Source organism: Cellulomonas sp. WB94 (genome assembly GCF_003115775.1).
GTDB lineage: Bacteria > Actinomycetota > Actinomycetes > Actinomycetales > Cellulomonadaceae > Cellulomonas_A.
Window position 1 is genome coordinate 2,491,303 of record NZ_QEES01000002.1, and the last position, 26,301, is coordinate 2,517,603.

The window sequence follows — 26,301 nt, forward strand, 5'->3', positions numbered from 1 at the left end:
GCCAGGGAGAAACATGGTCCAGGTCCCCCACCCGGCGCCCCCACGCACGCCGACCTCGGCGCAGGCGTCCCCCGCCCGACCGTCGAGGCGCGTCCCGTCGAGCCGAGCATCTCGGCCGCGCCGACGTCCGTCACGGCGATCGGGCCCGAGAGCCTCACTGGCGCGCAGTCGGTCGTCCGCTCGCTCGAGGAGGCCGGGGTCGAGGTCGTCTTCGGGATCCCCGGCGGGGCGATCCTGCCGATCTACGACCCGCTCATGGACTCCACCCGGCTGCGGCACATCCTCGTGCGGCACGAGCAGGGCGGCGGCCACGCCGCGTCCGGCTACGCGCACGCCACAGGGCGCGTCGGGGTCTGCATGGCGACGTCGGGTCCGGGCGCGACGAACCTGGTCACGCCGATCGCCGACGCCAACATGGACTCGATCCCCATGGTCGCGATCACCGGCCAGGTCGGCGCGTCGATGATCGGCACGGACGCCTTCCAGGAGGCGGACATCGTCGGCATCACCCTGCCGGTGACCAAGCACAACTTCCTCGTCACGAACGCGGACGACATCCCGCGCGTGATCGCCGAGGCGTTCCACATCGCCGCGAGCGGCCGCCCGGGACCCGTGCTCGTGGACATCGCGAAGTCCGCGATGCAGGCGGACACGACGTTCAGCTGGCCGCAGACGCTCGACCTGCCCGGCTACCACCCCGTGACCAAGCCGCACGCCAAGCAGATCCGTGAGGCAGCGCGGCTGCTTGCGACGGCACGCCGCCCGGTGCTGTACGTCGGGGGCGGCGTGATCCGGTCGGGCGCCTCGGCCGAGCTGCGCAAGCTCGTCGACGCGTCGGGCGCGGCCGTCGTCACGACGCTCATGGCCCGTGGCGCGCTGCCCGACTCGCACCCCCAGAACCTCGGGATGCCCGGGATGCACGGCACGGTCGCAGCCGTCGCGGCGCTGCAGAAGGCCGATCTCGTCGTGTCGCTCGGTGCGCGCTTCGACGACCGCGTGACGGGCAAGCTGTCGAGCTTCGCGCCGCTCGCGACGATCGTGCACGCCGACATCGACCCTGCCGAGATCGGGAAGAACCGGGCCGTCGACGTCCCGATCGTCGGTGACCTCCGCGAGGTCCTCGCGGACCTCCTGCCCGAGCTGGCGCGCGAGCACGTGCAGCACGGCAAGCCGGACCTCGGTGCCTGGTGGAAGCAGATCGACGACTGGCGCGAGACGTTCCCGCTCGGCTACGACGAGCCGGCGGACGGCCACCTCGCGCCGCAGCACGTGATCCAGCGCATCAGCGAGCTGTCCGGGCCGGAGTCGATCTTCGTCGCGGGCGTGGGGCAGCACCAGATGTGGGCCTCGCAGTTCATCCGGTTCGAGCGGCCGAACTCGTGGCTCAACTCCGGCGGGCTCGGCACGATGGGCTACGCGGTGCCTGCCGCGATGGGCGCGAAGGTCGGCCAGCCCGACCGGACCGTCTGGGCGATCGACGGCGACGGCTGCTTCCAGATGACCAACCAGGAGCTCGCGACCTGCACGATCAACGACATCCCGATCAAGGTCGCGGTCATCAACAACTCGTCGCTCGGCATGGTCCGCCAGTGGCAGACGCTCTTCTACTCCGAGCGGTACTCCAACACGGACCTCCACACCGGCCACGGCACCGTGCGGATCCCGGACTTCGTCAAGCTCGCGGACGCCTACGGCTGCGTGGGACTGCGCTGCGAGACGAAGACCGACGTGGACGCGACCATCAAGCGCGCGCTCGAGATCAACGACCAGCCCGTCGTCATCGACTTCACCGTCTCGCGCGACGCGATGGTGTGGCCGATGGTCGCCGCCGGCGTGAGCAACGACAAGATCCAGTACGCGCGGGGCATCAGCCCGGCGTGGGACCGCGAGGACTGAGAGGACCCGTCATGACCCGCCACACCCTGTCCGTCCTCGTCGAGAACAAGCCCGGCGTGCTGACGCGCGTCGCGGGGCTGTTCGCCCGGCGCGCGTTCAACATCCACTCGCTCGCGGTCGGCCCCACCGAGCACGACGACGTCTCGCGCATCACCGTCGTCGTCGACGTCGACGCGCTTCCCCTCGAGCAGGTCACGAAGCAGCTCAACAAGCTGATCAACGTCCTGAAGATCGTCGAGCTCGAGGACGCGTCTTCGGTCCAGCGCGAGCTCATGCTCGTCAAGGTCCGTGCCGACACGACGCAACGCACGCACGTCCTCGAGGTCGTGACGCTGTTCCGGGCGCATGTCGTCGACGTGGTCCCCGACGCGGTCACGGTCGAGGCCACGGGCAGCCCCGCCAAGCTCGCCGCGCTGCTCGCCGCGCTCGAGCCGTTCGGCGTCCGTGAGATCGTGCAGTCCGGCACCGTCGCGATCGGCCGTGGCGCGCGGTCGATCACCGATCGCACGCTCGAACGGGTCGCCCGCACCGCCTGAAGACCCGCCCCCGCACGTCACACCCACCACCGCTAGACCCACCACCGCTACACCTCAAGGAGATCCACCGTGGCTGAGCTGTTCTACGAGGACGACGCCGACCTGTCCATCATCGCCGGCCGCAAGGTCGCCGTCATCGGCTACGGCAGCCAGGGGCACGCGCACGCGCTCAACCTGCACGACTCCGGGGTCGACGTCCGCGTCGGCCTGCGCGAGGGGTCGCCGTCGCGCTCCAAGGCGGAGGACGCGGGCCTGCAGGTCCTGCCGGTCGTGGACGCGGTCAAGTGGGCCGACGTCGTCGTCATCCTCGCGCCGGACCAGGTCCAGCGTCACCTGTACCGCGACGAGATCGCGCCCAACCTGAACCCCGGGTCGGCGCTCGTCTTCGGCCACGGCTTCAACATCCGTTACGGCTACATCAAGCCTGAGCCGGGTCTCGACGTCGTGATGATCGCGCCCAAGGGCCCCGGCCACCTCGTGCGGCGTGAGTTCGCCGACGGACGCGGCGTGCCGGTCATCGTCGCGGTCGAGCAGGACGCTTCGGGCGGCGCGTGGGAGCTCGCGCTGTCGTACGCCAAGGCGATCGGCGGCCTGCGTGCCGCCGGGATCAAGACGTCCTTCACCGAGGAGACCGAGACCGACCTGTTCGGTGAGCAGGCCGTCCTGTGCGGCGGTGTCTCGCAGCTCATCCAGTACGGCTTCGAGACGCTGACCGAGGCCGGCTACCAGCCCGAGGTCGCGTACTTCGAGGTGCTGCACGAGCTGAAGCTCATCGTCGACCTCATCCACGAGGGCGGGATCACGAAGCAGCGCTGGAGCGTGTCCGACACGGCCGAGTACGGCGACTACGTCTCCGGGCCGCGGGTCATCACGCCCGACGTGAAGGAGAACATGAAGGCCGTCCTCGGGGACATCCAGAACGGCGCGTTCGCGAAGCGTTTCATCGACGACCAGGACGCCGGGGCCCCCGAGTTCAAGGCGCTGCGCGCGAAGGGTCAGAACCACCCGATCGAGCCGGTCGGGCGCGAGCTGCGCAAGCTGTTCGCCTGGGTCAAGCCGGCCGACACCGACTACGTCGAGGGCTCTGCCGGGCGCTGAACCCGGCTCCTCGTTCGACCTCCGCGTGGGGCGTCCCGTTCGTCGGGGCGCCCCACGCGGCGTCCCGACGGCGCACGCGGCCATCGTCGGGCAGGATGGGCGGCGGCGGTCGACGAGAGGACTCAGGGATGAGCGAGACGGTGGATGACGGCGAGCTCTCGAGGTTCTGGGCCGCAGCCCAGGGCCATGAGGGTCTGGGCAGCTTCGACGTCGTGATGGGGGAGACCCCGTCGGGCGCCGTGCCGCCGCCGGCGTGGTCGTTCGGCGACTCGCCCCAGCTGGCCGACGAGCTGCTCGCGCACGTCCTGAGCGGGGCCAAGACCGCGACGTCGACCGCGCTGTGGGAGTTCGAGGCGGGCGGCGAGGAGCTGCCGGAGGTCGGCAGCGCCGCGATCCTGCTCGACGGCGGGGGACATCCGCGGGCGTTCATCCGGACCACGTCGGTGCGGGTCGTGCCGTTCGGTGAGGTCGACGAGGAGTTCGCTGCGGCCGAGGGGGAGGGCGACGGCTCGCTCGCAGCTTGGCGGACGAGTCATGAGGAGTACTTCCGGCGGCGCGCCGCGGACGACGGCGGTCAGCCGTTCAGCGAGGACCTGCCCGTCGTGCTCGAGGAGTTCGAGCTGCGCTACCCGGATGCGTCCACCCGCTGAGATAACCGTCCCGACCCTTGGGACGAGCGGTAGCCTTTCGACATGGTCGAGAACAGCGCAGCCCGTGACATCCGCCTCGCCGTCGTGGCGGGTGACGGCATCGGCACCGAGGTCGTCGAGCAGGGTCTGCGGGTGCTCGACGCGGCGCTGGTCGGGACAGGGGTCCGGGTGCTGCCGACCGAGTTCGACCTCGGGGCGCGGCGCTGGCACGCCACGGGGGAGACCCTCACGGACACGGACCTCGACGCGATCCGCACCCACGACGCGATCCTGCTCGGCGCCATCGGCGACCCGGGCGTGCCGTCGGGCGTGCTCGAGCGCGGGCTGCTGCTGAGGCTGCGGTTCGCCCTCGACCAGTACGTGAACCTGCGCCCCAGCCGCCTGTACCCGGGCGTGACGTCCCCGCTCGCGCAGCCCGGGGAGATCGACTTCGTCGTCGTCCGCGAGGGCACCGAGGGACCGTACGTGGGCAACGGCGGCGCGATCCGCGCCGGCACCCCGCACGAGGTCGCCAACGAGGTCAGCGTCAACACGGCGTTCGGCGTCGAGCGGGTCGTGCGGGACGCGTTCGCCCGCGCGGCGGCCCGCCCCCGCAAGAAGCTCACGCTCGTGCACAAGCACAACGTGCTCGTGTACGCCGGACACCTGTGGCGGCGCACGGTCGACGCGGTGAACGCCGAGTTCACCGACGTGACCGTCGACTACCTGCACGTGGACGCAGCGACGATCTTCATGGTGACGAACCCGTCGCGCTTCGACGTGATCGTCACGGACAACCTGTTCGGCGACATCATCACCGACCTCGCCGCCGCGATCACCGGCGGCATCGGTCTCGCCGCCTCGGCCAACATCAACCCGGACCGCACCGCACCGAGCATGTTCGAGCCCGTGCACGGCTCGGCCCCGGACATCGCCGGCCAGGGCAAGGCCGACCCGACGGCCACCGTGCTCTCGGTCGCCATGCTGCTCGACCACCTGGGCCTGCCCGAGGCCGCCGCGAAGGTCGAGGCTGCGGTCGCCGCCGACCTGGTCGACCGCGGCGCCGGAGCGGGGCGAGTACGGTCGACGGCCGAGGTGGGCACCGACCTGGCGGCACGCGTCGCCGGCTGACCCCTGACTCCTCGGCCGTCCTCACCGGTAACGTCAGCATCCGCACCTGGTGAAAGGCCTCCGATCATGAGCACGACATCTACACCCGCGACGTCGACCTTCGAGATCCGTCGCAGCGACACCCCGGTCCCGGCTGCTGAGCGCGCCGAGGCCATGGCAGCACCGACGTTCGGCACGGTCTTCACCGACCACATGGCCCGCGTGTCGTGGTCCCTGGCCGACGGCTGGCACGACCGCCGCGTCGAGAAGTACGGGCCGCTGCTGCTCGACCCGGCGACCGCCGTGCTGCACTACGCGCAGGAGATCTTCGAGGGGCTCAAGGCGTATCGGCACGCCGACGGCTCCGTCTGGACGTTCCGGCCGTCGGCCAACGCCGCACGGTTCGCGCGCTCGGCGCACCGGCTCGCGCTGCCCGAGCTCACCGAGGCGGACTTCCTGGGCGCCATCACGGCGCTCGTGTCGACCGACGTGGACTGGGTCCCGTCGGGCGAGGAGACGAGCCTGTACCTTCGCCCGTTCATGTACGGGTCCGAGCGGTTCCTCGGGGTGCGGCCGTCGCTCGAGGCCGAGTTCCTCGTCATCGCCTCGCCGGTCGGCCCGTACTTCGCCCACGGCGTGCAGCCGGTGTCGATCTGGGTCGCGCAGGACTACCACCGTGTGGGCGCCGGCGGAACGGGCGCGGCCAAGTGCGGCGGCAACTACGCAGCGAGCCTGCTGCCGCAGCAGGAGGCCTACGGGCACGGCTGCGAGCAGGTGTGCTTCCTCGACGCCGCGACGAACTCGGTCCTCGAAGAGCTCGGCGGGATGAACGTGTTCCTCGTGCACGCGGACGGCAGCGTGTCGACCCCCGAGCTGACGGGGTCGATCCTCGAGGGCGTGACGCGCTCATCGGTCATCCGGCTGCTGACCGACGCCGGTCACGAGGTGTCCGAGCGTCGGATCACGCTCGCGGAGCTGCTGGGCGGGCTCGCGGACGGCTCTGTCGCCGAGGTGTTCGCGTGCGGGACCGCCGCGGTCATCACGCCGATCGGGCGCCTCGCGGGCGAGGGCTTCGACACGACCGTCGCGGACGGCGCCGCGGGAGGCGTCACGATGCGGGTGCGCGCCGAGCTGACCGACATCCAGTACGGCCGGGCGACCGACCGGCACGGGTGGCTCCACCGCCTCGTCTGACGGCTCGAGCACCCTCTCACCACGTATGCCGCGCGGCCCGTGGACCGGCGTGCGACCCCCCGCGGGCCGTGTGGCATGATGTGGCCTGTGACACACCTTCACTCGCTCCACCTCATTATCGAGTAGCGCGCCTGCACATCGCAGACGCGCAGACCTCCCGCACCCTCGGGGGGTCTTTTTGTTGTCGGGCACCACCCCCGCCCGCCAACGACGTCGTCCCCGCACAGACCCGCCCGCCGGCACCACCCCCTCGCCGGTACGGAGGTCGCCGCGGAACCAGGACGGCGAACGGCCCCAGCACCGCCCCCGGAAATGAGCGCCCACGTGACCAGCCAGACCGCACGTCCGTTCCACGTGTACGACACCACGCTGCGCGACGGCGCCCAGCAGGAGGGCATGAACCTGTCCGTCGGGGACAAGCTCGCGATCGCGCCCCTGCTCGACGAGGTCGGGGTCGGGTTCATCGAGGGCGGCTGGCCGGGCGCGATCCCGAAGGACACCGAGTTCTTCGCCCGCGCGGCCAAGGAGCTCGACCTGAAGAACGCCGTGCTCGCGGCGTTCGGCGCGACCCGCAAGGCTGGTGCGGTCGCCTGGCAGGACCCGCAGGTCAGGGCGCTGCTCGACGCGCAGGCGCCGGTCGTGACGCTCGTGGCGAAGAGCGACCTGCGGCACGTCGAGCGGGCGCTGCGCACGACGGGCGAGGAGAACCTCGCGATGATCACGGACACCGTCGAGCTGCTGGTGCGCGAGGGGCGTCGCGTCGTCGTGGACGCCGAGCACTTCTTCGACGGGTACCGCGACAACCCGGCGTACTCCCGGTCCGCTGTGCTCGCGGCGTTCGAGGCGGGCGCCGAGGTCGTGGCCCTCTGCGACACCAACGGCGGGATGCTGCCCGACGGCGTCACCCAGGTCGTCACCGAGATCTGCGCCGCGGTCGGCCCGAACGCGATCCTCGGCATCCATGCGCACAACGACTCGGGGTGCGCGATCGCCAACTCGCTCGCGGCGGTCGGAGCCGGCTGCACGCACGTCCAGGGCACGGTCAACGGCTACGGCGAACGCACCGGCAACGCCGACCTGCTCGCGGTGGTCGCGAACCTCGAGCTGAAGGGGGGGCGCCAGCTGCTCGCGAAGGGCCCGGACGGCCAGGGCGGCCTGCGTGAGATGACCCGGATCGCGCACGCGATCAGCGAGATCACCAACATCGCGCCCTTCGCTCGGCAGCCGTACGTCGGGGCCAGCGCGTTCGCGCACAAGGCGGGCCTGCACGCGAGCGCGATCAAGGTCGACCCGGACCTGTACCAGCACGCCGACCCGCTCGCGGTCGGCAACGACATGCGGATGCTCATCTCCGACATGGCCGGACGGGCCACGATCGAGCTCAAGGGTCGTGAGCTGGGCTTCGACCTGGCCGGACAGGGCGAGCTCCTGACGCGTGTCACCAACCGCGTCAAGGACGCGGAGGCCAACGGGTACACGTACGATGCCGCGGACGCCTCGTTCGAGCTGCTGCTGGTCGAGGAGCTCAACGGTGGGCGGCCCGAGTACTTCCAGGTCGAGAGCTGGCGCTCGATCGTCGAACGCCATGGCAGCCGGGGAGCTGCGGCGACCGCTGAGGCGACAGTCAAGCTGCACGCGGGGGGCCGGCGGTTCGTCACGACCGGTGAGGGCAACGGCCCGGTCAACGCACTCGACCACGCCCTCCGGCAGGCGCTCGTCCACGTGTACCCCGAGGTCGAGAAGTTCGAGCTCATCGACTTCAAGGTGCGCATCCTCGACGCGATGCACGGGACCGATGCCGTGACGCGCGTCCTCATCGAGACGAGCGACGGCAAGACGTCGTGGAGCACCGTCGGGGTCGGCCCGAACCTGCTCGAGGCGTCGTGGGAGGCGCTCACCGACTCGACGATCTGGGGCCTGCACCACCTCGGCATCGCGCCGCGCTGACGGCGGAGCAGAAGGGAGGTCGGGGTGTCGCGCGACGCGGACGCACCGGCGGGCCACCGCGCGCGCCGACGTGTCACGTGGCCGTGGTGGGTCGTCGCCGCCGTCGTCGTCATCGCGGGTGCTGTCGCGAGCACCCAGCCCTGGGCTGCCGAGAGGCCACCAGGCGCGGATGACGCGCGAACCTCGGTTACGCCGACCGCCGGCCGGGCGACGCCGACCCCCGTCACGACCCCGAGCCCCGGCACCGCCGCGACGGCCCGCCCGCTGCCGCCGGTCTTCGACGCGACGACGCTCGCCCTGCTCTTCGCCTCGCAGGAGGAGGTCGTCGGTGCGATCCCTGCCGCCGCGGCCGGCCTTGCCCCGGCCATCACCTCGGGCCAGCTCGCCTGGGGGCTGCCTGCCGGATCGACGATCGAGCCCGCGACCTGCACGGTCGCGAGCACCGTCGTGGCCGAGCCGCCCGCAGCGTTCGACGCACGGTCGTGGTCAGCGACGCTCGTCGAGCTCTCCCAGCAGGTCACGGTGCTGCCGGACGTACCGAGCGCCGAGGCCGCCTTCCGGACCCTCGTCACGACCGTCGACGCGTGCGGCGTGTACAGCCAGGTGGATGCCGGCGTCGCGACCTCGACCACGACGGCGTCACCCGCGACCGAGGCGCAGGGCGTGTACCCCTCGCTCGTCCAGCGCACCGAGCTGGCCGCCGGGGGCGTCGTCGAGCCACAGCTCCACGGGCACATCCTCGTCGGCAACGCGATCGTGACCTGGACCGCGAGCGCCCGGCCGCAGAACGGTGCGCAGGCGGACGTCGGCGTCCTGGGCTCCGGCGGGACGATCGATGCGGCCCTCCAGGCGGTCGCGGCCCGCGCGGCCTCGACCCTCGGCCCCCCGGTGACCGCCACCCCCTGACCGCCACCCCCTGACCGCCACCCCCTGACCGGCACCCCCTGACCGCGGCCCTCTGACCGGCACCTAGGCTGGAGCCGTGCGCGGAGAATACAAGGTGCCCGGTGGGAAGCTCGTCGCTGCGGAGGTCGAGGTCGTCGACGGCCTGTTGGCCGCCGTCGCGGTGAGCGGCGACTTCTTCCTCGACCCGGACGAGGCGTTGGCCGTCATGGACGCGGCGCTCGTCGGGCAGGCGGCTGACGCGCGTGTGCCGCAGCTGGCGAGCGCGATCGAGCAGGCGCTCGCGGCCGCCGACGCCGACGGCACCCTGTCTGCGCCCGTCACGATGGTCGGCTTCACCCCGGAGGCGGTCGCGATCGCGGTCCGCCGGGCTCTTGGCCACGCGACCTCCTGGCAGGACCTGACGTTCGAGCTCATCCACTCAGGTCCCCTGCCCCCGGCGGTCCATGCCGCGCTCGACCAGGTCCTGAGCGAGGAGATGGTCGCCGGCAGGCGTGGTCCGACGCTGCGGTTCTGGGAGTGGGTCGAGCCCGCGGTCGTCATCGGCTCGTTCCAGTCGCTGCGCAACGAGGTGGACCCCGAAGGTGCAGCACGGCACGGCATCACGGTGGTCCGGCGCATCTCGGGTGGCGGCGCGATGTTCATGGAGGCCGGGAACTGCATCACGTTCTCCCTCGTGGTCCCGGCGTCCCTGGTCGACGGGCTGTCGTTCGAGCAGTCCTACGCGTTCCTGGACGACTGGGTGCTGGGCGCGCTCGCCGACATGGGCGTCACGGCTGCCTACGCGGGACTCAACGACATCGCCTCGCCCGCGGGCAAGATCGCCGGAGCAGCGCAGAAGCGCCTCGCCGGGGGCGCGGTGCTCCATCACGTGACCATGGCGTACGACATCGACGCCGACAAGATGCTCGAGGTGCTGCGGATCGGTCGCGAGAAGCTGTCCGACAAGGGCACGACGAGCGCGAACAAGCGCGTCGACCCCGTGCGCTCGCAGACCGGGCTCCCGCGCGAACAGGTCATCGAGGCGTTCAAGGCGCACTTCCGGTCCCGGTACGCCACGGTCGACGGCGCGTTGAGCGACGACGAGCTGGCGCGCGCGTCCGAGCTGGTCGCCACGAAGTTCGGCACCCCGGAGTGGACCGCACGCGTCCCCTGACCGGCCGCGACCGGGCGCACCGCATCTTCACGGTCCGTCCACAGCAACGAGGCCCGCGCCGGTCGTCGGTCTCCTAGCGTGTCGCCATGCCCGATCTGGCGCGGTCCCGCCCGTCCCACACCCCGCGCCACTCGCACGCCCGGCGCGACCGCTCGGCGGCGGGGCGTCGCGTCGCGCTCGTGGTCGTCGCGGTGCTCGCGTTCGGCGGGTCAGCGACCGCGGTCGCCGTGTCCCGGCTGCGCGGGAACGTCGGCACCGTCGGATCGCTCGACGGACTCATCGCCGCGCCGACGGGGTCGCCGACGGACCTGCCCGCGACGGACCTGTCGGCGGGGCGAGCCGTGACGTTCGTGATGGTCGGCTCGGACACGCGCTCGGGTGAGAACGCGGCGATCGGTGGCGAGGTCGACGGGATGCGCGCCGACACGACGATCGTCGTCCACATCGCAGCCGACCGCAGCCGGGTCGACGCGGTGTCGATCCCGCGCGACTCGGAGGCGAGCATCCCCGCGTGCCATCTCGATCGCGACCCCGCGGGCAGGATGTCGCGTCCCCGCACGGACAAGTTCAACGCGGCGTTCTCGATCGGGGGGAGCACCGGGGACGTCGGCCTGGCCGCGGCGTGCACGATGTCCACCATGGCCGCCACGACGGGCCTGGCGGTCACGGAGTTCGCCCTGGTCGACTTCGCCGGCTTCCAGGGCATGGTCGAGGCGATCGGCGGGATCCGCGTGTGCGTCCCGACGGCGCTCAAGGACTACAAGGACAACACCGAGCTGGACCTGGCCGCCGGCTGGCACGACCTCGACGGGCCGCAGGCGCTCGACTACGTGCGTGCGCGGTACGTCACCGGCAGTGACGGCTCCGACGTCCAGCGCATCGCGCGCCAGCAGGACTTCATCGCGGCCGTGGTGCGCAAGGCCCTGTCGGCAGACGTCCTGACGAGCCCGGTCAGCCTCGCCCGCTTTCTCGACGCGGGTACTCGCTCCCTGACGATGTCCGACGGGCTGGCGGCGGGGCTGCCCGGGCTGGCGTGGGGGCTGCGCGGCATCGATCCGTCGACGGTGACGTTCGTGACGGTGCCGTGGGGGTCGGGCACGAAGGGGCGGATCGTGTTGACCGACGACGCGACGACGTTGTGGGAGCGGATCGCGGCCGACGAGCCGATCACCGGAGCGGTCGACGCGCCGGTGGGTGGACCGGTCGTCGAGCCGACGGCGGGGGCGGCGGCTGCACCGGCCCCCGTCCCCGCCCCGACACCGGCGGCTGTCGGGAGTGGCGCGGCCCCGGCCCCGGTGCCTGACGGTGCCGCAGCGGCGGGCGCACCTGCCCTGCCGGCGCCTGTCCCAGGCGTGACCCCGCGGACCGGCGTCGACCCGGACGAGGCACTCTGCGGGCCCTCCTCGTCCTGATAGCGTGCCAGAGCGCGGCATCGTGGCCGCGCCTCGGAGGGAGTGCGATGAAGGGGACCGTCGAGGGGCGCGACCGCGCGACACGAGTCGCGGCCTACGCGCTCTGTGTCGATGACGGCCGGGTGCTGCTCGAGCGGTGGCGCAGCCCCAACGGACCCGCGTGGACGCTGCCTGGCGGTGCGCTCCAGTTCGGGGAAGACCCGCCGACCGCGGTCCGGCGCGAGGTCCTGACCCGGACGTCGCTCGTCGTGGAGGTCAGGGACGTGCTCGGGGTCGACTCGTGGCGTGCCTCACTCGTCCCGTCGAACCGGCGCTCGGCGTCGACCGACACCCACGCGATCCGCATCGTCTATGCAGGTCGCATCGTCGGCGGGCTGCTCGGCGACGTCGATGCGGCCGCCGAGCGGTTCGGATGGGTCGCCGTGGAAGCGCTCCCGCATCAGCTGAGAGCCGAGCTCGTCGACAGTGCGCTGGCGTGGGCGGCGGTCGGAGCCCTGCGGTGACCGCGCGGCTGGTCGGGGCCCTGCGGTGACCGCGCGGCTGGTCGGGGCCCTGCGGTGACCGCGCGGCTGGTCGGGCCGCGTGCGCAGCCGGTCGGCCCGTGAGGAACAGCTCCAGCCGCGTCAGCGCGGCCGGGTGCCGAACACCGCGGTCCCGGTCCTCACGATCGTCGCGCCCTCGGTGATCGCCAGCTCCAGGTCTCGGCTCATGCCCATCGACAGCTCGGTCGCGCCAGAGGTGCTGGCTCCTCCGGTGCGGACGATCTCCTCGCTGAGCTCGCGCAGCAGCGCGTAGCCGGCCCGGACGGCTGACTCGTCGGGCGTGTTGGCGCCGACCGTCATGAGGCCGCGCAGCCGCAGGCCTCCGAGTGCCGCGACCTGTACGGCGAGCTCGACAGCGTGCCGGGGAGCCACGCCGTGCTTGGTCGCCTCGCCCGAGACGTTGACCTGGACGAAGACCTCGAGGACGCGCCCGGACACCACGGCACGGCCGGCGAGACGGCCTGCGAGCGCGAAGGTGTCGACCGACTCGATGCACGACGCCCAGCGGGACGCCGCGGCGACCTTGTTCGACTGGAGCGGACCGATGAGGTGCAGCTCGGGGGAGAGGTCGGCGAGGTGCGGCGCCTTGGCCACGAGCTCCTGGACGCGGTTCTCCCCGAGGATCACGGCCTCGACGGGGGGGTGCCCGCCGTCGCGGGTCACCAGGGCAGCCCGGGCGACGCTGTCCGCCTCGAGCGCTGCCCGGACCAGCTCGACGGGCACGGTCTTGGTCGCGAGCAGCAGACGCACCGACCCCGCCGGGCGACCGGCGGCGACCTCGGCGGCGGCGATCCGGTCGCGGACCCGCGCGAGGCGGCGCGCGACCTCGGCGCGTTCGTCGTCGGAGATCACGAGGCGACCCTACCGGGGTGATCCCTGGGGTGGTCGGCGCCAGGTTCAGGGCGATCCCCGATGTCGGAGGCGTCGCCGGTGGTGGACAGTGGGGGCGTGAAGACTCTCCTCAACCTGATCTGGCTCGTGCTCGCGGGATTCTGGCTCGCGGTCGGGTACGCGCTGGCCGGCGTCCTGTGCTGCGTGCTGATCGTGACGATCCCCTTCGGCATCGCCTCGTTCCGGATCGCCAACTACGTGCTGTGGCCGTTCGGTCGGACGATCGTGGACAAGCCGAACGCCGGTGGCTGGTCGGCCCTCGGCAACATCATCTGGGTCCTCGTCGCCGGGGTGTGGATCGCGATCGCGCACCTCACGACCGCAGCCGCGCTCGCCGTGACGATCGTCGGCATCCCGCTCGCCATCGCGAACCTCAAGCTCATCCCGATCTCGTTGATGCCGCTCGGCAAGGAGATCGTGCCGACGGACCGCGCGTTCGCGGCGTACGGCCGCTGACGGAGCGCGAGCCGGCGGCGGGCGAGCTCAGCCGCGGGCGATGTCCGCGACGGTCGCGCCGGTCAGGCGCACGAGGTCGTCGGGCGGCAGCTCGACGTCGAGGCCGCGCCGACCGCCCGAGACGAACACCGTGTCGAACAGCCACACCGTCTCGTCCACCACCGTCGGATGTGCGGTCTTCTGCCCGAGCGGGGAGATCCCCCCGACGACGTACCCGGTGGCCCGCTCCGCGGCGCTCTTGTCGGCCATCGCGGCCTTCTTGCCGCCGACGGCCTGGGCGAGCGCCTTGAGGTCGAGCATGCCCGTCACGGGCACGACCGCGACCGTGAGCGCGCCGTCGACCGTGGTCATGAGGGTCTTGTAGACCTGCTCGGGCGGGATGCCGAGCACCTGAGCCGCCTCGAGGCCGTAGCCCACCGGGGTCGAGGGGTCGTGCTCGTAGACGTGCGCGGTGTGGGGCACGCCCGCAGCGGCGAGCGCGACGAGGGCGGGGGTGCCCGAAGGGGTGTGGTGCGGCTTGCTCACCGGAGCAGGCTACGGCGCCGCGGTGCCGCCCCGTGCGTCAGAACGCCAGGCCGACGAGGTTGCCGACGCCATAGGTGATGGCCATGGCGAGCCCGCCGCCGACGACGTTGCGCGCCATCGCGCGGGCGACGGGCGCGCCACCGAGCCGCGCGCTGACGTACCCGGTGAGCGTGAGCGCGACGACGACGGCGACGAACGTCGCGACGACCCGTGCGGCCGCTGGGGTCGCGAGCACCGCGACGAGCGGGATGATCCCGCCGACGAAGAACGCCGCGAGCGACGCCCCGGCCGCGTGCCAGGCGTTGGTGAGGTGGTGCTCGCCCGAGCCGCCGCCCTCCTTGGCGCGCTGGACCAGGACCCGCTCGGCGTCGCGCTGGCTGCTGACTGACACGTACTCGCCCGAGGCCATCGACAGGGCGCCGGCGACGAGCCCCGCGACCCCCGAGATCGCGATGGCCGACAGCGACGACGAGGCAGCCGCCACACCGACGACCAGCGCGGCGATGGAGACGATGCCGTCGTTGGCGCCCAGCACGGCGGCGCGCAGCCAGTTGAGGCGTGTGGCGCTCGCGCCGTCGATCACCATGCGCGTGGGACCAAGGTCCGGGATCGTCTGAGTGGTCACGGGGTAAAGGTAGAGGCCGCCCGCGGATCTGTCATCGCAGGTTTGGCTGCCCTGACCTGCGCAAACGCAGGATTGGCTTACCTTGCCGAGCCGCCTGGGAGCGCGTCGGTCGACGTCGGGACGTGGGCTCAGAGCGCCCCGACGGCGGCGATCCGCAGCACGACCTCGCCGGCCGCGTCCGAGGCCGCGAGGTCGACGACGGCGTCGATACGCCAGTCGTGGTCGCGTGCCGGGTCGTCCAGCAGCTGGCGGACCTCCCACGTCGCGGCCCGTTCGGTGACCTGGAACAGGCCCGGCCCGCGCGCTGGCGAGCCGGTGAGGATCTCGTCGTGGTCGTCGTAGTACGGGTCGAGGGCGTCCGCCCAGCGGTCCGTGTCCCAGGCCGCGCCCTCGGTGTCGAGGTCGCCCAGGGCGCCGAGGGCCGCGTAGCGCTCGCGGGCCGCCAGCTCGACGCGACGGAAGAGCGCGCCGCGCACGAGCGCCCGGAACGCGCGCGGGTTGGTGGTGATGGGCGGCGGGGTGTCGTCGTCGATCCCGCCGGGAGCGTCCGCGCCGGTCTCGTCGAGCGGGTTGCGCAGCCGCTCCCACTCGTCGAGCAGGCTCGAGTCGGTGCGCCGGACGAGCTCGCCGAGCCACTCGATCAGCTCGCTCAGCTCCTCGGTGCGCGCCTCCTCGGGGACCGTCTGGCGCAGCGCCCGGTACGCGTCCGCGAGATAGCGCAGCAGCACGCCCTCGGTCCGGTCGAGCGAGTAGACCTGCACGTACTCGGCGAAGGTCATCGCCTTCTCGTGCATCTCGCGGACGATCGACTTAGGGGAGAGCTCCTGGTCGGCGACCCACGGGTTGGTGCGGCGATAGGTGAAGAACGCCGCGCCGAGCAGCTCGGCGAGCGGCCGCGGGTACGTCACGCCCTCGAGCAGCGCCATGCGCTCGTCGTACTCGAGGCCATCGGCCTTCATCGCCGCGACCGCCTCACCGCGGGCCTTGTTCTCCTGCGCGGACAGCACCTGGCGCGGGTCGTCGAGCGTCGCCTCGATGACCGAGACGACGTCGTGCGCGTAGGCGGGGTCCTCGGGGTTGAGCAGGTCGAGCGCCGCGAACGCGAACGGCGACAGGGGCTGGTTGAGCGCGAAGTTCGCCGGGACGTCGACCGTGAGATGGACCGTGCGGCGCACATGCCCGGTCCCGTCGTCGGGCAGAGCGACGCGTTCGACGACGCCCGCCGTGCGCAGCGAGCGGTAGACGGCCACCGCCTGGCGGACGTGCAGGCCGCGCGCCCCCTCGGGCTCATGGTTGTCGGTGAGCAGGCGCGTCATGGCCGCCACGGGGTCGCCCGGGCGCACGAGCACGTTGAGGACCATCGCGTGGGTCACGCTGAAGCTCGACGTCAGCGGTTCCGGGGGTGCGTCACGCAGCCGCTCGAAGGTCTTGTCGGTCCAGTTGACCGCGCCCTCCGGGGCCTTCTTGCGGACGATCTTCTTGATCTTCTTCGGGTCGTCGCCCGCGCGGGCGAGCAGCTTGCGGTTCTCGATGACGTGCTCGGGGGCGAGCACGATGACCTCGCCGACGGTGTCGAAGCCGGCCCGGCCCGCCCGCCCGGCGATCTGGTGGAACTCGCGCGCCGAGAGGTGCCGCATGCGCACGCCGTCGTACTTCACGAGGGACGTGAGGACGACCGTGCGGATCGGGACGTTGATGCCGACGCCGAGCGTGTCGGTGCCGCACACGACCTGCAGCAGGCCCTTCTGGGTCAGGCGCTCGACGACGCGCCGGTACTTGGGCAGCATCCCGGCGTGGTGGACGCCGATCCCGTGGCGCAGCAGCCGCGACAGCGTCTTGCCGAACCCTGGGCCGAACCGGAACGCGCCGAGCTCGTCGGAGATCTGGTCGCGCTGCTCGCGGCTCGCGAGGGTCATCGACATGAGCGCCTGAGCCCGCTCGACGGCCTCGCGCTGGGTGAAGTGCACGACGTACACGGGCGAGCGCCGGGTCCGGACGAGCTCCTCGAGCAGCTCGTGGAGGGGCTCGACCGCGTAGGAGAACGTCAGGGGGACCGGCCGTTCGGCGTCCGCGATGACCGCCACCGGCACGCCGGTGCGGCGCACGATGTCCTCGGCGAAGAAGCCGACGTCGCCGAGCGTCGCGGACATCAGGATGAACTGCGCGTGCGTCAGCTCGAGCAGCGGGACCTGCCACGCCCAGCCCCGCTGCGGGTCGGCGTAGAAGTGGAACTCGTCCATGACGACCTGGCCGACGTCCGCGTCGTCGCCGTGCCGCAGCGTGATGTTCGCGAGGATCTCCGCCGTGCAGCAGATGATGGGCGCGCCGGGGTTGACCGCCGAGTCGCCCGTCATCATGCCGACGTTCTGCGATCCGAAGGCCGCGACGAGCGAGAAGAACTTCTCGCTCACGAGGGCCTTGAGCGGCGCGGTGTAGTACGTGCGCCGACCCTGCGCGAGCGCGATGAAGTGCGCCGCGATCGCGACGAGCGACTTCCCGGACCCCGTGGGGGTCGACAGGATGACGTGCGAGCCCGTGACGAGCTCGAGCAGCGACTCCGCCTGGTGCGGGTACAGCGCGAGGCCCTGGTCGGTCGCCCAGCCCACGAACGCGTCGTAGAGCGCGTCGGGGTCGGAGGGGTCGGCGGGGATCCGCTCGGCGAGGTTCAACGGGCGTTGGGGAGCGGGCACCCGTCCATTCTCCCAGCCTCACGCGCCGCAGGGGCGCGGCGGGACGCCGCGAGCGCTACCGTCCCGTCATGGGGAAGAAGAAGTCGGGCGCGCGCCAGGGTCCACAGCTCTCCGACAAGGTCTACGAGGCCGAGCTGTTCCGGCTGCAGTCGGAGCTCGTCAAGGTCCAGCTGTGGGCCCGGGCGACGGGCGCACGGATCGTCGTGATCTTCGAGGGCCGGGACGCCGCCGGCAAGGGCGGCACGATCAAGAGGATCACCCAGTACCTGAGCCCTCGCGTCGCGCGCATCGCTGCGCTGCCGACCCCGACCGAGCGCGAACGCGGCGAGTGGTACTACCAGCGCTACATCGCGCACCTGCCGGCCGCGGGGGAGATGGTCCTGTTCGACCGGTCCTGGTACAACCGCGCCGGGGTCGAGCGCGTCATGGGCTTCTGCACCCCGCAGGAGTACACGCGGTTCATGCGCCAGACGCCGATCTTCGAGCAGATGCTCATCGACGACGGGATCCTGCTGCGCAAGTACTGGTTCTCCGTCTCGGACGCCGAGCAGCTGCGGCGCTTCCGCTCCCGCCTGCACGACCCGGCGCGGCAGTGGAAGCTCAGCCCGATGGACCTCGAGTCGATCAACCGCTGGGAGGACTACTCGCGCGCGAAGGACGAGATGCTGGTGCACACCGACGTGCCGGCGAGCCCGTGGTTCATCGTGGAGTCCGACGTCAAGAAGAACGCGCGGCTCAACATGATGGCGCACCTGCTCTCGACGATCCCGTACACCGACGTGCCTCACGAGAAGGTCGTCCTGCCCGACCGTCCGCCCCCCTCGAGCGGCTACGTGCGCCCCCCGCGCGAGCTCACGACGACGGTGCCCGACCATGTCGCGATGCTGCTGGGCGACCCGGAGAGGAACATCTGAGGCGGTTCGGGGGCGGTGCTGCAGGACCGCGGTGGCGCCAGCACGCCGAGCGGTGACGTCAGGTGGTCCGGACGGCCACGACGACGGCGTCGAGCGCGGGTCGCACGGCTCCCTCGACGGTCCGCGGGCGACGCTGGGCGAGCCGCACCTCGATCCCGGGTTCTCCGGCCAGGTCGGCAGCGACGTCGTGCGCCGTGAACAGCACCGTCGCGTCGGACGGGCCGCCGGTCCCCTCGGCAGGGTTGGTCAGGTCGTGGCCGACGACGAGGAGGGTGCCGCCCGGTGCGAGCGCGCGCGCCGCGGACCGGACGAGCGCACGTCGGTCGGGAGCGAGCAGGTGGATGTACATCAGCAGGACCGCGTCCTGCGACCCGGCCGCAGGCGTGTACGTCAGCAGGTCGGCGTGGACCCACTCGATGTGCGCGGTCGTTCCAGGAGCGTCGGCACCCTGGACCGCGCGGGCGGTGCGGAGCGCCTCGGCCGAGAAGTCGACAGCCGTCACGTCCCAGCCGAGCCCGGCGAGCCACAGCGCGTGGCGGCCCTCACCCGTGCCGAGGTCGAGCGCGGTGCCGGGCGTGAGGTCACCGAAGGCCTCGACCGCCCACAGGTTGGGCTGCGGCGTCCAGACGCGGCCACCCGCGGCATACCGCGCATCCCAGGCGGCCGCGTCCATGCCGGGAGCGCTCATGCCCGGAGAGCTCATGCCAGGGACAGGAACAGCTTCTCGAGCTTGTCGACGTCGAGCTTGTCCTCGCCGTCCGTCTGCGTGAGGCACTGCCGCATCCCGGTGGCGATGATCGCGAACCCCGCGCGGTCGAGCGCGCGGCTCACCGCGGCGAGCTGCATGACGATGTCCTCGCAGTCGCGGCCCTCCTCGAGCATGCGCTGGACGCCGGCGAGCTGGCCCTGGGCGCGCTTGAGCCGGTTGATGACCTTGCCCATCTCGGTGCGGTCGAGCTCCATGGGAGTTCCTCTTCTCTCGTGCAGGTCAGGTTACCCGCCCGGGTATCGCGCGACCTGGGACGATCACGCCGTGGTCTTCAGGCTGCGCAGCGCTTCGCCGAGTCGAGCTGCCGCGTCGTCGGCCACGGCCGCCAGCGCGGCGTTGCCGGTCATCGTCACCATGACCTGCGGGTCGATCGCGGCGACCTCGGTGCGGCCGTCGGGCAGCGACCGGACGACGACGTTGCACGGCAGCAGCAGGCCGATCTGGTCCTCCGCCTGCAGCGCGCGATAGGCGAGCGGCGGGTTGCACGCGCCGAGGATGACCTGGGCGGCGATGTCGACGTCGAGCTTCGCCTTCAGGGTGGCCGCCATGTCGATCTCGGTCAGGACGCCGAAGCCCTGGGCCTTGAGCGCGTCCTTGACGGCCGCGAGGGTCGGGCCGAAGGGCTCGTCGACCGTGGTGGTGATGCCGTAGCTCATCTGCGGGCCTCTCGTCAGCGGGTGCGGCCAGATTACCCGCGGGGGTATAGCGCGAGGAAGGGGAGACCTATTCCGCCGGCACGAGCACCGCGCACGCGGCGACGAGCCGAGCGCGGAGGGATGTGGCGCGCTCGGCGAAGGCGCGCTGCCGCGCGACGTACTCGGCCTTGCCCTCGGGGGTCTCGATCGCCACGGCGGTCTCGCCGAGCGACGAGACGTCGTACGGCGACGCCTGCATGTCGAGGGTCCGGATGTCGCGAGCGAGCTGGAAGCAGTCGAGCAGGAGGTCGCCCGGCGTGAGCGGGCCCAGCTTCGACGCCCATTTGAACAGGTCCATGTTCGCGTGCAGGCACCCGGGCTGCTCGTGTCCCACCTGGTCGGCGCGCGTGAGCTGGACGCGGTTGCGCGGGACGGCGCCGGGCGTGAAGAAGCGGAACGCGTCGAAGTGCGTGCAGCGCAGCGGGTGCGCCTCGACGACGGCGTCGGTGCCGTCCCGGCCCAGGCGCAGGGGGAGGGTGTGCCGGCGTCGGGCGTCGTCCTGGCGGTAGACCATCGCCCACTCGTGCAGGCCGAGGCAGCCGGTGTGCGCGGGGCGGTCCGCCGTCGCGGTGAGCAGCGAGTGCACGTACCGCACGGTGTCGCCGCGGTCCGCGAGGAGCTCCTGGACGTCGAGGACGACCGTGCCGTCGTCGTCGGTCGTGTACCAGCGCCACTCCGCGTGCTCCGCCGGGCCGTCGGGCGTCGGGCCGAGCGCGACGCCTGCGCCCGGGTGCCAGCGCCGAAGGAGGGAGGGCTTGGTCCCGTAGTAGTCGTAGAGGAAGTCGTCGATCGGATGGCGCTCGCGGGCGGCCTTGCGGGCACGGTGCGCGGCCGTCAGCGCGTCCGCCCGGGCTGCGTGCGCCTCGGCGAGGGGCAGCCACGCGGCGGCGGGGACGACGAGGTTCACCCGACCAGGGTAGGTCGGCACGGCGCTTCCCCTCGCGATCTCACAGACCGGACGATCCCGGCTCGCGGGCTGGAACGGCGCGACGTTCGCCGTCTACAGTGGCGCGTGAGCATCAGCACGGGGTCTCCCGACGACGTCTACACGCACGGCCACCACGAGAGCGTCCTGCGCTCCCACCGGTGGCGCACGGCCGAGAACTCGGCCGCCTACCTGCTCCCCGCGCTCGCGCCGGGGGCGCGGCTGCTCGACGTCGGCTGCGGACCGGGCACCATCACGATCGACCTCGCGGCGCGCGTCCTCCCGGGCGAGGCCATCGGTCTCGACCGCTCGGAGCGGGTCATCGAGGCGGCCCGCGAGGCGGCGCTCGAGGCCGGTGCGCTCAACGTGACCTTCGAGGTCGGCGACCTGTACGCGCTGCCGTACGACGACGCGAGCTTCGACGTCGTCCACGCCCACCAGGTGCTGCAGCACCTCTCCGACCCGGTCGCCGGGCTGCGGGAGATGAAGCGCGTCACGCGTCCCGGCGGTCTCGTCGCGGTCCGCGACTCCGACTACTCCGCGATGACCTGGTACCCGCCCAACGCCGGACTCGACGAGTGGCTCGCGCTCTACCGCGAGGTGACCCAGGCCAACCGGGCCGAGTCCGACGCGGGACGCCGCCTGCTCGGCTGGGTGCGCGAGGCCGGGTTCGACCCGGCAGGCATCCAGCCCGGCGCCGGCGTGTGGTGCTACGCGACGCCCGAGGACCGTCGGTGGTGGTCCGAGCTCTGGGCCGACCGCGCCGTCGCCTCCCACTTCGCGGCCCAGGCGATCGAGTACGGCCTGGCCGACGACGTCGCGCTCGAGCACCTCGCCGACGCGTGGCGCGAGTGGGGCCGCGCCGAGGACGGCTGGTTCGCGATCCTGCACGGCGAGGTGCTCGCCCGCGTCTGACGATTAGGGTTGCCGGGTGCGCATCGCGAGATTCACGACCGGAGACGACCCCCGCTACGCCCTCGTCGAGGGCGCGCCCGGCTCGGAGGAGCTCGTCGTCATCACCGGCGACCCGATCTACACCACCATCCAGCCGACGGGGGAGCGCGTCCCGCTGTCGGACGACGCGGTCCGGCTGCTCGCGCCGGTCATCCCGCGCTCGAAGATCATCGGCGTCGGGCGCAACTACGCCGCGCACGCGGCCGAGATGGGCAACGACCTGCCCGTCGTGCCCCTGCTCTTCCTCAAGCCCAACACCTCGGTGATCGGGCCCGACGACCCGATCGTCCTGCCCGCGTGGACCGAGGAGGTCGAGCACGAGGCCGAGCTCGCGGTCGTGATCGGCAAGGTCACCAAGAACGTGACGGTCGCACGGGCGCTCGACCACGTGTTCGGCTACACCGTCGCCAACGACGTGACCGCGCGCGACGCGCAGCGTGCCGAACCGCAGTGGACCCGCGCCAAGGGGTTCGACACGTCGTGCCCGATCGGGCCGTGGATCGTGCCAGGGCTCGACGTCTCCGACCTCGCCGTGCGGGCCCGGGTCAACGGCCGGCCGCGCCAGGACGGCCGTACCTCGCAGCTGATCTTCGACGTCGCGTACCTCGTCTCGTACATCTCCGAGGTCTTCACCCTGCTCCCGGGCGACGTCATCCTCACGGGGACCCCGGCGGGCGTCGGGCCGATCGTGGACCGCGACATCGTCGAGGTCGAGGTCGAGGACATCGGCGTCCTGCGCAACCCGGTGCTGCGCCGCTGAGAGGTGCAGGAACCCGTCCCTGACCTGCCGCTCGCTCGACGGGCACGGGCAGGGTGGCCGCGGCGCGCCGTTAGGGTGGGATCGTGACCGATGCTGCTGCCGGGTCTGCGACCCGTGTTCGTTTCTGCCCCTCGCCGACCGGGACCCCGCACGTCGGGCTCATCCGGACCGCGCTGTTCAACTGGGCGTACGCGCGCCACGTCGGCGGGACCTTCGTGTTCCGGATCGAGGACACCGACCCCGCGCGGGACTCCGAGGAGAGCTACCAGCAGCTGCTCGACGCGCTGCGGTGGCTCGGCCTCGACTGGGACGAGGGCGTCGAGGTCGGCGGACCCCACGAGCCGTACCGCCAGTCCCAGCGGATGGACCTCTACCGCGACGTCGCACGCCGGCTCCTCGAGGGCGGGTACGCCTACGAGTCGTACTCCACCCCCGAGGAGGTCGAGCGGCGCCACCTCGCGGCGGGTCGCGACCCGAAGCTCGGCTACGACGGCTTCGACCGGGCGCTCACCGACGATCAGAAGGCCGTGTTCCGCGCCGAGGGCCGCGAGCCCGTCCTGCGCCTGCGGATGCCCGACGAGGACGTGACGTTCACCGACCTCGTCCGCGGCGACGTGACGTTCAAGGCCGGCTCGGTCCCCGACTACGTCATCGTGCGCGGCAACGGCCACCCGCTGTACACGCTGGTCAACCCGATCGACGACGCCCTCATGGGCATCACGCACGTCCTGCGCGGCGAGGACCTGCTGTCCTCGACCCCGCGGCAGGTCGTGCTCTACCGCGCGCTCCTCGAGCTCGGTGTCGCGACCGTCATGCCGGCGTTCGGACACCTCCCGTACGTCATGGGCGAGGGCAACAAGAAGCTGTCGAAGCGCGACCCGGAGTCCAACCTGTTCCTGCACCGGGAGCGCGGCTTCACCCCGGAGGGGCTGCTCAACTACCTGTCCCTGCTGGGCTGGTCCATCGCGGCCGACCGCGACATCTTCACGGTCGACGAGCTCGTCGCCGCGTTCGACATCACGGACGTCAACCCCAACCCGGCTCGGTTCGACCTCAAGAAGGCCGAGGCGATCAACGCGGCTCACGTGCGGCTGCTCGGCCCGGAGGACTTCCGCGACCGGCTCGTGCCGTACCTGCACAAGGCAGGTCTCGTGCCGGCGGTCTCGTTCGCGGACCTCTCGCCCGAGCACCGCGCGCTGCTCACGGCGGCCGCTCCGCTCGTCCAGGAGCGCATGACGCTGCTCGGCGAGTCCGTCGGGATGCTGGGGTTCCTCTTCGTGGCCGACGACGCGGTCACGGTCGAGGACGACGCCCGGACCGGCCTGCGCGAGGAGGCTCCCGCGGTGCTCGACGCCGCCGCGGCGGCGCTCGAGGAGATCCCGACCGACGGCTTCACGACGGAGGCGACGCAGAGCGCCCTGCAGGCCGCCCTGGTCGACGGGCTCGGGATCAAGCCCCGCTTCGCCTACACCCCGCTGCGCACGGCTCTCACGGGCCGACGCGTCTCGCCGCCGCTGTTCGAGTCGATGGAGATCCTCGGCAAGGTCTCGACGCTGGCCAGGATCGCGGCGCTGCGCGGAACGCTGTGACCGCATGAGGGCTGTGTCCGCATGGGTGCGGTGACCGCATGAAGGTCGACGGTGTCCTGTTCGACATCGACGACACGCTCGTCGACACCCGTGCCGCGTTCTCCCATGCGCTCGCAGCGGTGGCGCGCTGGTACCTGCCGGACGTCGGCCCCGAGCGTGACCACGAGGTGCTCGCGCACTGGCGTGCCGACGTCGAGGGTCACTACGGCGCGTACACGCGCGGGGACGAGACCTACCGCGAGCAGAGGATGCTGCGCGCCAACGCCTTGCACTCGGCGTTCGGCGGGCCCGCGCTCGACGACGCGGGGTACGACATCTGGAACGCGCTGTTCGAGGAGAGCTTCGTGGGCGCCTGGTCGCCGCACGACGACGCGTCGTCGGCCGTCGACCGCCTCCTCGCGGCGGGCATCGTGATCGGTGCGCTGTCCAACGCGTCGGTCGCCTACCAGACGCGCAAGCTCGCCCGGGTCGGCCTCGTCGAGCGCGTGCCGATGCTCGTCGGCGTCGACACGCTCGGCGTCGGCAAGCCCGATCCGCGCGTCTTCGTCGAGGCGTGCCGGTTGCTCGGGACCGAGCCCGCGCGCACCGCGTACGTCGGTGACGAGCTCGACGTCGACGCGTGGGCTGCCCGTGACGCGGGGCTCGTCGGCGTGTGGATCGACCGGCCGGGCGGGCGCCGCAACGCCCTGCCCGACGCGCACGAGCATGCACCGGGGGTCGTCGTCGTCCGATCGCTCACCGAGCTGGCGGACCTCGTCGGCGTCTGAGCCGGCGGCGTCACCGTGCGCCGTGAGGTCCCGTCCAGGGGCGTGCGGGGGAGCCGTGGTTTGGAGGCGACGGTGCAGTCAGGTAGTGTTCCCCCGCGGTACGACGTCCGGTGACGTTGCCGAATCCGATGGTCACGCAGGTGTCCGCAGGTTCGGGCGACTCCGGAGGTTATACCCCATGGGGTATGGTGTAATTGGCAGCACGACTGATTCTGGTTCAGTTAGTCTAGGTTCGAGTCCTGGTACCCCAGCGGTGTGAATGCTCCGGAGATCCGGTAGACTCACCACCCGGCAACGCGTGAGGCGACTCGCGAGCTGCAGGTTCAAGGCAGTGGTTCTTGGCAGTACAGGCCCCCGTTGTGTAGCGGCCTAGCACGCCGCCCTCTCACGGCGGTAGCGCCGGTTCGAATCCGGTCGGGGGTACGAGCAAGGCCCGGACACCTCACGGTGACCGGGCCTTTCTGCTGTGCTCGCCCGAGCGGTTGCGCCGCGCGGGGCGGGTCGCGCTCATTCACCCGATCGGCGCAAGACCTCCGTCAACCGGTTGGCCGCAGACACGACGGCGCCGGCGTGCAGCCTGCCGGGCTGACGCGACAGCCGCTCGAGCGGCCCCGAGATCGACACGGCGGCGACGATGCGACCGGACGGGCCACGGACGGGCGCGGACACCGACGCCACGCCCACCTCGCGCTCGGACACCGACTGCGCCCACCCGCGGCGTCGCACGCCGGACAGGATCGTCGCGGTGAACTTCGCCCCCTGGAGCCCGCGGTGGAGCCGGTCCGGCTCCTCCCACGCAAGCAGGATCTGCGCGGCCGAGCCGGCCTGCATGGTCAGCGTGGCACCGACCGGGATCGAGTCGCGCAAGCCGACCGGGCGCTCGGCCGCGGCGACGCAGATGCGCATGTCGCCCTGCCGGCGGTACAGCTGTGCGCTCTCGCCGGTGTGGTCGCGCAGGGCCGCCAGGACGGGCCCTGCGGCGGCGAGCAGACGGTCCTCACCGGCGGCGGTCGACAGCTCGGAGAGGCGGGGGCCGAGCACGAACCGGCCCTGCATGTCGCGGGCGACGAGGCGGTGGTGCTCGAGCGCGACGGCGAGCCGGTGGGCGGTCGGGCGAGCAAGATGGGTGGCGGTGACGAGCTGCGCGAGCGTCGCAGGTCCGGCCTCGAGAGCACTGAGCACGGATGCCGCCTTGTCGAGCACGCCGACTCCGCTAGAGTTGTCCATAGGTCGATACTGACGTCTCGCAGGCTGAGACGCAAGTGCATCCGGCTAGCTCTTGCCCGTCGAACACCCGACCGGGCGACTCGAGAGGACC

Annotated in this window: 25 protein-coding genes, 2 tRNA genes and 1 pseudogene; 19 read left to right on the plus strand and 9 right to left on the minus strand. The window is 72.0% G+C overall.

From position 1 onward, the window contains the following. The first annotated feature begins 13 nt into the window (after nt 1-13). From DDP54_RS12620 to DDP54_RS12670, 11 genes and pseudogenes are all read left to right on the plus strand, one after another. Nucleotides 14-1,896: pseudogene (locus tag DDP54_RS12620) on the plus strand (acetolactate synthase large subunit). Between the two features lie 11 nt (nt 1,897-1,907). Continuing rightward, nucleotides 1,908-2,432 (plus strand): acetolactate synthase small subunit, encoded by a 525-nt coding sequence (gene ilvN, locus DDP54_RS12625; RefSeq protein ID WP_109132033.1) that lies wholly within the window; start codon nt 1,908-1,910, stop codon nt 2,430-2,432. 69 nt (nt 2,433-2,501) lie between these two features. Continuing rightward, complete coding sequence (ilvC, locus tag DDP54_RS12630; RefSeq protein WP_109132034.1) at nt 2,502-3,530, plus strand: ketol-acid reductoisomerase; 1,029 nt, start codon at nt 2,502-2,504, stop codon at nt 3,528-3,530. Between the two features lie 128 nt (nt 3,531-3,658). After that, nucleotides 3,659-4,180 (plus strand): ASCH domain-containing protein, encoded by a 522-nt coding sequence (locus tag DDP54_RS12635; protein ID WP_109132035.1) that lies wholly within the window; start codon nt 3,659-3,661, stop codon nt 4,178-4,180. Between the two features lie 42 nt (nt 4,181-4,222). After that, entirely contained in the window at nt 4,223-5,290 is a 1,068-nt protein-coding gene (locus DDP54_RS12640; protein WP_109132036.1) for a 3-isopropylmalate dehydrogenase, read from the plus strand. Between the two features lie 66 nt (nt 5,291-5,356). Then, on the plus strand, nt 5,357-6,463 hold the full coding sequence (locus tag DDP54_RS12645; RefSeq protein WP_109132037.1) for a branched-chain amino acid aminotransferase: 1,107 nt from the start codon (nt 5,357-5,359) through the stop codon (nt 6,461-6,463). Between the two features lie 324 nt (nt 6,464-6,787). Further along, on the plus strand, nt 6,788-8,410 hold the full coding sequence (cimA, locus tag DDP54_RS12650; protein ID WP_277949594.1) for a citramalate synthase: 1,623 nt from the start codon (nt 6,788-6,790) through the stop codon (nt 8,408-8,410). A gap of 24 nt (nt 8,411-8,434) precedes the next feature. Continuing rightward, a complete protein-coding gene (locus tag DDP54_RS12655; RefSeq protein WP_109132039.1) occupies nt 8,435-9,316 on the plus strand; it encodes a hypothetical protein in 882 nt (293 codons plus the stop codon). A gap of 76 nt (nt 9,317-9,392) precedes the next feature. Then, on the plus strand, nt 9,393-10,469 hold the full coding sequence (locus tag DDP54_RS12660; RefSeq protein ID WP_109132040.1) for a biotin/lipoate A/B protein ligase family protein: 1,077 nt from the start codon (nt 9,393-9,395) through the stop codon (nt 10,467-10,469). 86 nt (nt 10,470-10,555) lie between these two features. Next, complete coding sequence (locus tag DDP54_RS12665; RefSeq protein WP_109132041.1) at nt 10,556-11,881, plus strand: LCP family protein; 1,326 nt, start codon at nt 10,556-10,558, stop codon at nt 11,879-11,881. A 47-nt stretch (nt 11,882-11,928) separates the two neighbouring features. Then, complete coding sequence (locus tag DDP54_RS12670) at nt 11,929-12,384, plus strand: NUDIX domain-containing protein (RefSeq protein ID WP_109132042.1); 456 nt, start codon at nt 11,929-11,931, stop codon at nt 12,382-12,384. Nucleotides 12,385-12,504: 120 nt separating this feature from the next. Here DDP54_RS12670 and DDP54_RS12675 read toward each other — a convergent pair whose 3' ends face one another. After that, the gene (locus tag DDP54_RS12675; protein WP_347338520.1) at nt 12,505-13,275 is read right to left on the minus strand and encodes a YggS family pyridoxal phosphate-dependent enzyme; all 771 of its coding nucleotides are present in this window, start codon (nt 13,273-13,275) and stop codon (nt 12,505-12,507) included. Between the two features lie 96 nt (nt 13,276-13,371). On the opposite strand from DDP54_RS12675, the gene DDP54_RS12680 reads away from it, so the two are divergent. Then, nucleotides 13,372-13,770, plus strand: coding sequence for a YccF domain-containing protein (locus DDP54_RS12680; protein ID WP_109132580.1), 399 nt, complete (start codon nt 13,372-13,374; stop codon nt 13,768-13,770). A gap of 27 nt (nt 13,771-13,797) precedes the next feature. Here the strand turns inward: DDP54_RS12680 and ybaK are convergent, their stop codons facing one another. From ybaK to DDP54_RS12695, 3 genes are all read right to left on the minus strand, one after another. Further along, complete coding sequence (gene ybaK, locus DDP54_RS12685; protein WP_109132043.1) at nt 13,798-14,295, minus strand: Cys-tRNA(Pro) deacylase; 498 nt, start codon at nt 14,293-14,295, stop codon at nt 13,798-13,800. Nucleotides 14,296-14,332: 37 nt separating this feature from the next. Continuing rightward, nucleotides 14,333-14,920 (minus strand): VIT1/CCC1 transporter family protein, encoded by a 588-nt coding sequence (locus tag DDP54_RS12690; RefSeq protein ID WP_347338522.1) that lies wholly within the window; start codon nt 14,918-14,920, stop codon nt 14,333-14,335. A gap of 128 nt (nt 14,921-15,048) precedes the next feature. Then, nucleotides 15,049-17,610, minus strand: coding sequence for a DEAD/DEAH box helicase (locus DDP54_RS12695; protein ID WP_242448389.1), 2,562 nt, complete (start codon nt 17,608-17,610; stop codon nt 15,049-15,051). 68 nt (nt 17,611-17,678) lie between these two features. On the opposite strand from DDP54_RS12695, the gene ppk2 reads away from it, so the two are divergent. Then, nucleotides 17,679-18,524, plus strand: a complete 846-nt coding sequence (ppk2, locus tag DDP54_RS12700; protein WP_109132046.1) for a polyphosphate kinase 2 — start codon at nt 17,679-17,681, stop codon at nt 18,522-18,524. Nucleotides 18,525-18,582: 58 nt separating this feature from the next. Here ppk2 and DDP54_RS12705 read toward each other — a convergent pair whose 3' ends face one another. The 4 genes from DDP54_RS12705 to DDP54_RS12720 all read right to left on the minus strand — a co-directional run bounded on the left by DDP54_RS12705 (nt 18,583) and on the right by DDP54_RS12720 (nt 20,895). Beyond that, a complete protein-coding gene (locus DDP54_RS12705) occupies nt 18,583-19,212 on the minus strand; it encodes a class I SAM-dependent methyltransferase (protein WP_197711394.1) in 630 nt (209 codons plus the stop codon). A gap of 11 nt (nt 19,213-19,223) precedes the next feature. Continuing rightward, nucleotides 19,224-19,487: a metal-sensitive transcriptional regulator gene (locus tag DDP54_RS12710; RefSeq protein WP_109132048.1), complete on the minus strand. Its 264-nt coding sequence runs from the start codon at nt 19,485-19,487 to the stop codon at nt 19,224-19,226. 63 nt (nt 19,488-19,550) lie between these two features. After that, nucleotides 19,551-19,949: a DUF302 domain-containing protein gene (locus DDP54_RS12715; protein WP_109132049.1), complete on the minus strand. Its 399-nt coding sequence runs from the start codon at nt 19,947-19,949 to the stop codon at nt 19,551-19,553. Between the two features lie 67 nt (nt 19,950-20,016). Next, nucleotides 20,017-20,895, minus strand: coding sequence for a 3-methyladenine DNA glycosylase (locus DDP54_RS12720; protein WP_109132581.1), 879 nt, complete (start codon nt 20,893-20,895; stop codon nt 20,017-20,019). Between the two features lie 105 nt (nt 20,896-21,000). On the opposite strand from DDP54_RS12720, the gene DDP54_RS12725 reads away from it, so the two are divergent. The 6 genes from DDP54_RS12725 to DDP54_RS12750 all read left to right on the plus strand — a co-directional run bounded on the left by DDP54_RS12725 (nt 21,001) and on the right by DDP54_RS12750 (nt 25,406). Continuing rightward, nucleotides 21,001-21,828, plus strand: coding sequence for a methyltransferase domain-containing protein (locus DDP54_RS12725; RefSeq protein WP_242448390.1), 828 nt, complete (start codon nt 21,001-21,003; stop codon nt 21,826-21,828). 16 nt (nt 21,829-21,844) lie between these two features. After that, on the plus strand, nt 21,845-22,627 hold the full coding sequence (locus DDP54_RS12730; RefSeq protein ID WP_109132050.1) for a fumarylacetoacetate hydrolase family protein: 783 nt from the start codon (nt 21,845-21,847) through the stop codon (nt 22,625-22,627). Nucleotides 22,628-22,710: 83 nt separating this feature from the next. After that, nucleotides 22,711-24,216 carry a glutamate--tRNA ligase gene (gltX, locus tag DDP54_RS12735; RefSeq protein WP_242448391.1) on the plus strand — a complete coding sequence of 502 codons (1,506 nt, stop codon included), beginning with the start codon at nt 22,711-22,713 and terminating at the stop codon, nt 24,214-24,216. 38 nt (nt 24,217-24,254) lie between these two features. Further along, a complete protein-coding gene (locus tag DDP54_RS12740) occupies nt 24,255-24,983 on the plus strand; it encodes an HAD family hydrolase (RefSeq protein WP_109132052.1) in 729 nt (242 codons plus the stop codon). Between the two features lie 179 nt (nt 24,984-25,162). Continuing rightward, nucleotides 25,163-25,234, plus strand: a tRNA-Gln gene (locus DDP54_RS12745). Nucleotides 25,235-25,333: 99 nt separating this feature from the next. Then, a tRNA-Glu gene (locus DDP54_RS12750) sits at nt 25,334-25,406 on the plus strand. Between the two features lie 84 nt (nt 25,407-25,490). On the opposite strand, the gene DDP54_RS12755 is transcribed toward DDP54_RS12750, so the two are convergent. Continuing rightward, nucleotides 25,491-26,210, minus strand: coding sequence for an IclR family transcriptional regulator (locus DDP54_RS12755; protein WP_109132053.1), 720 nt, complete (start codon nt 26,208-26,210; stop codon nt 25,491-25,493). Between the last annotated feature and the right edge of the window lie 91 nt (nt 26,211-26,301).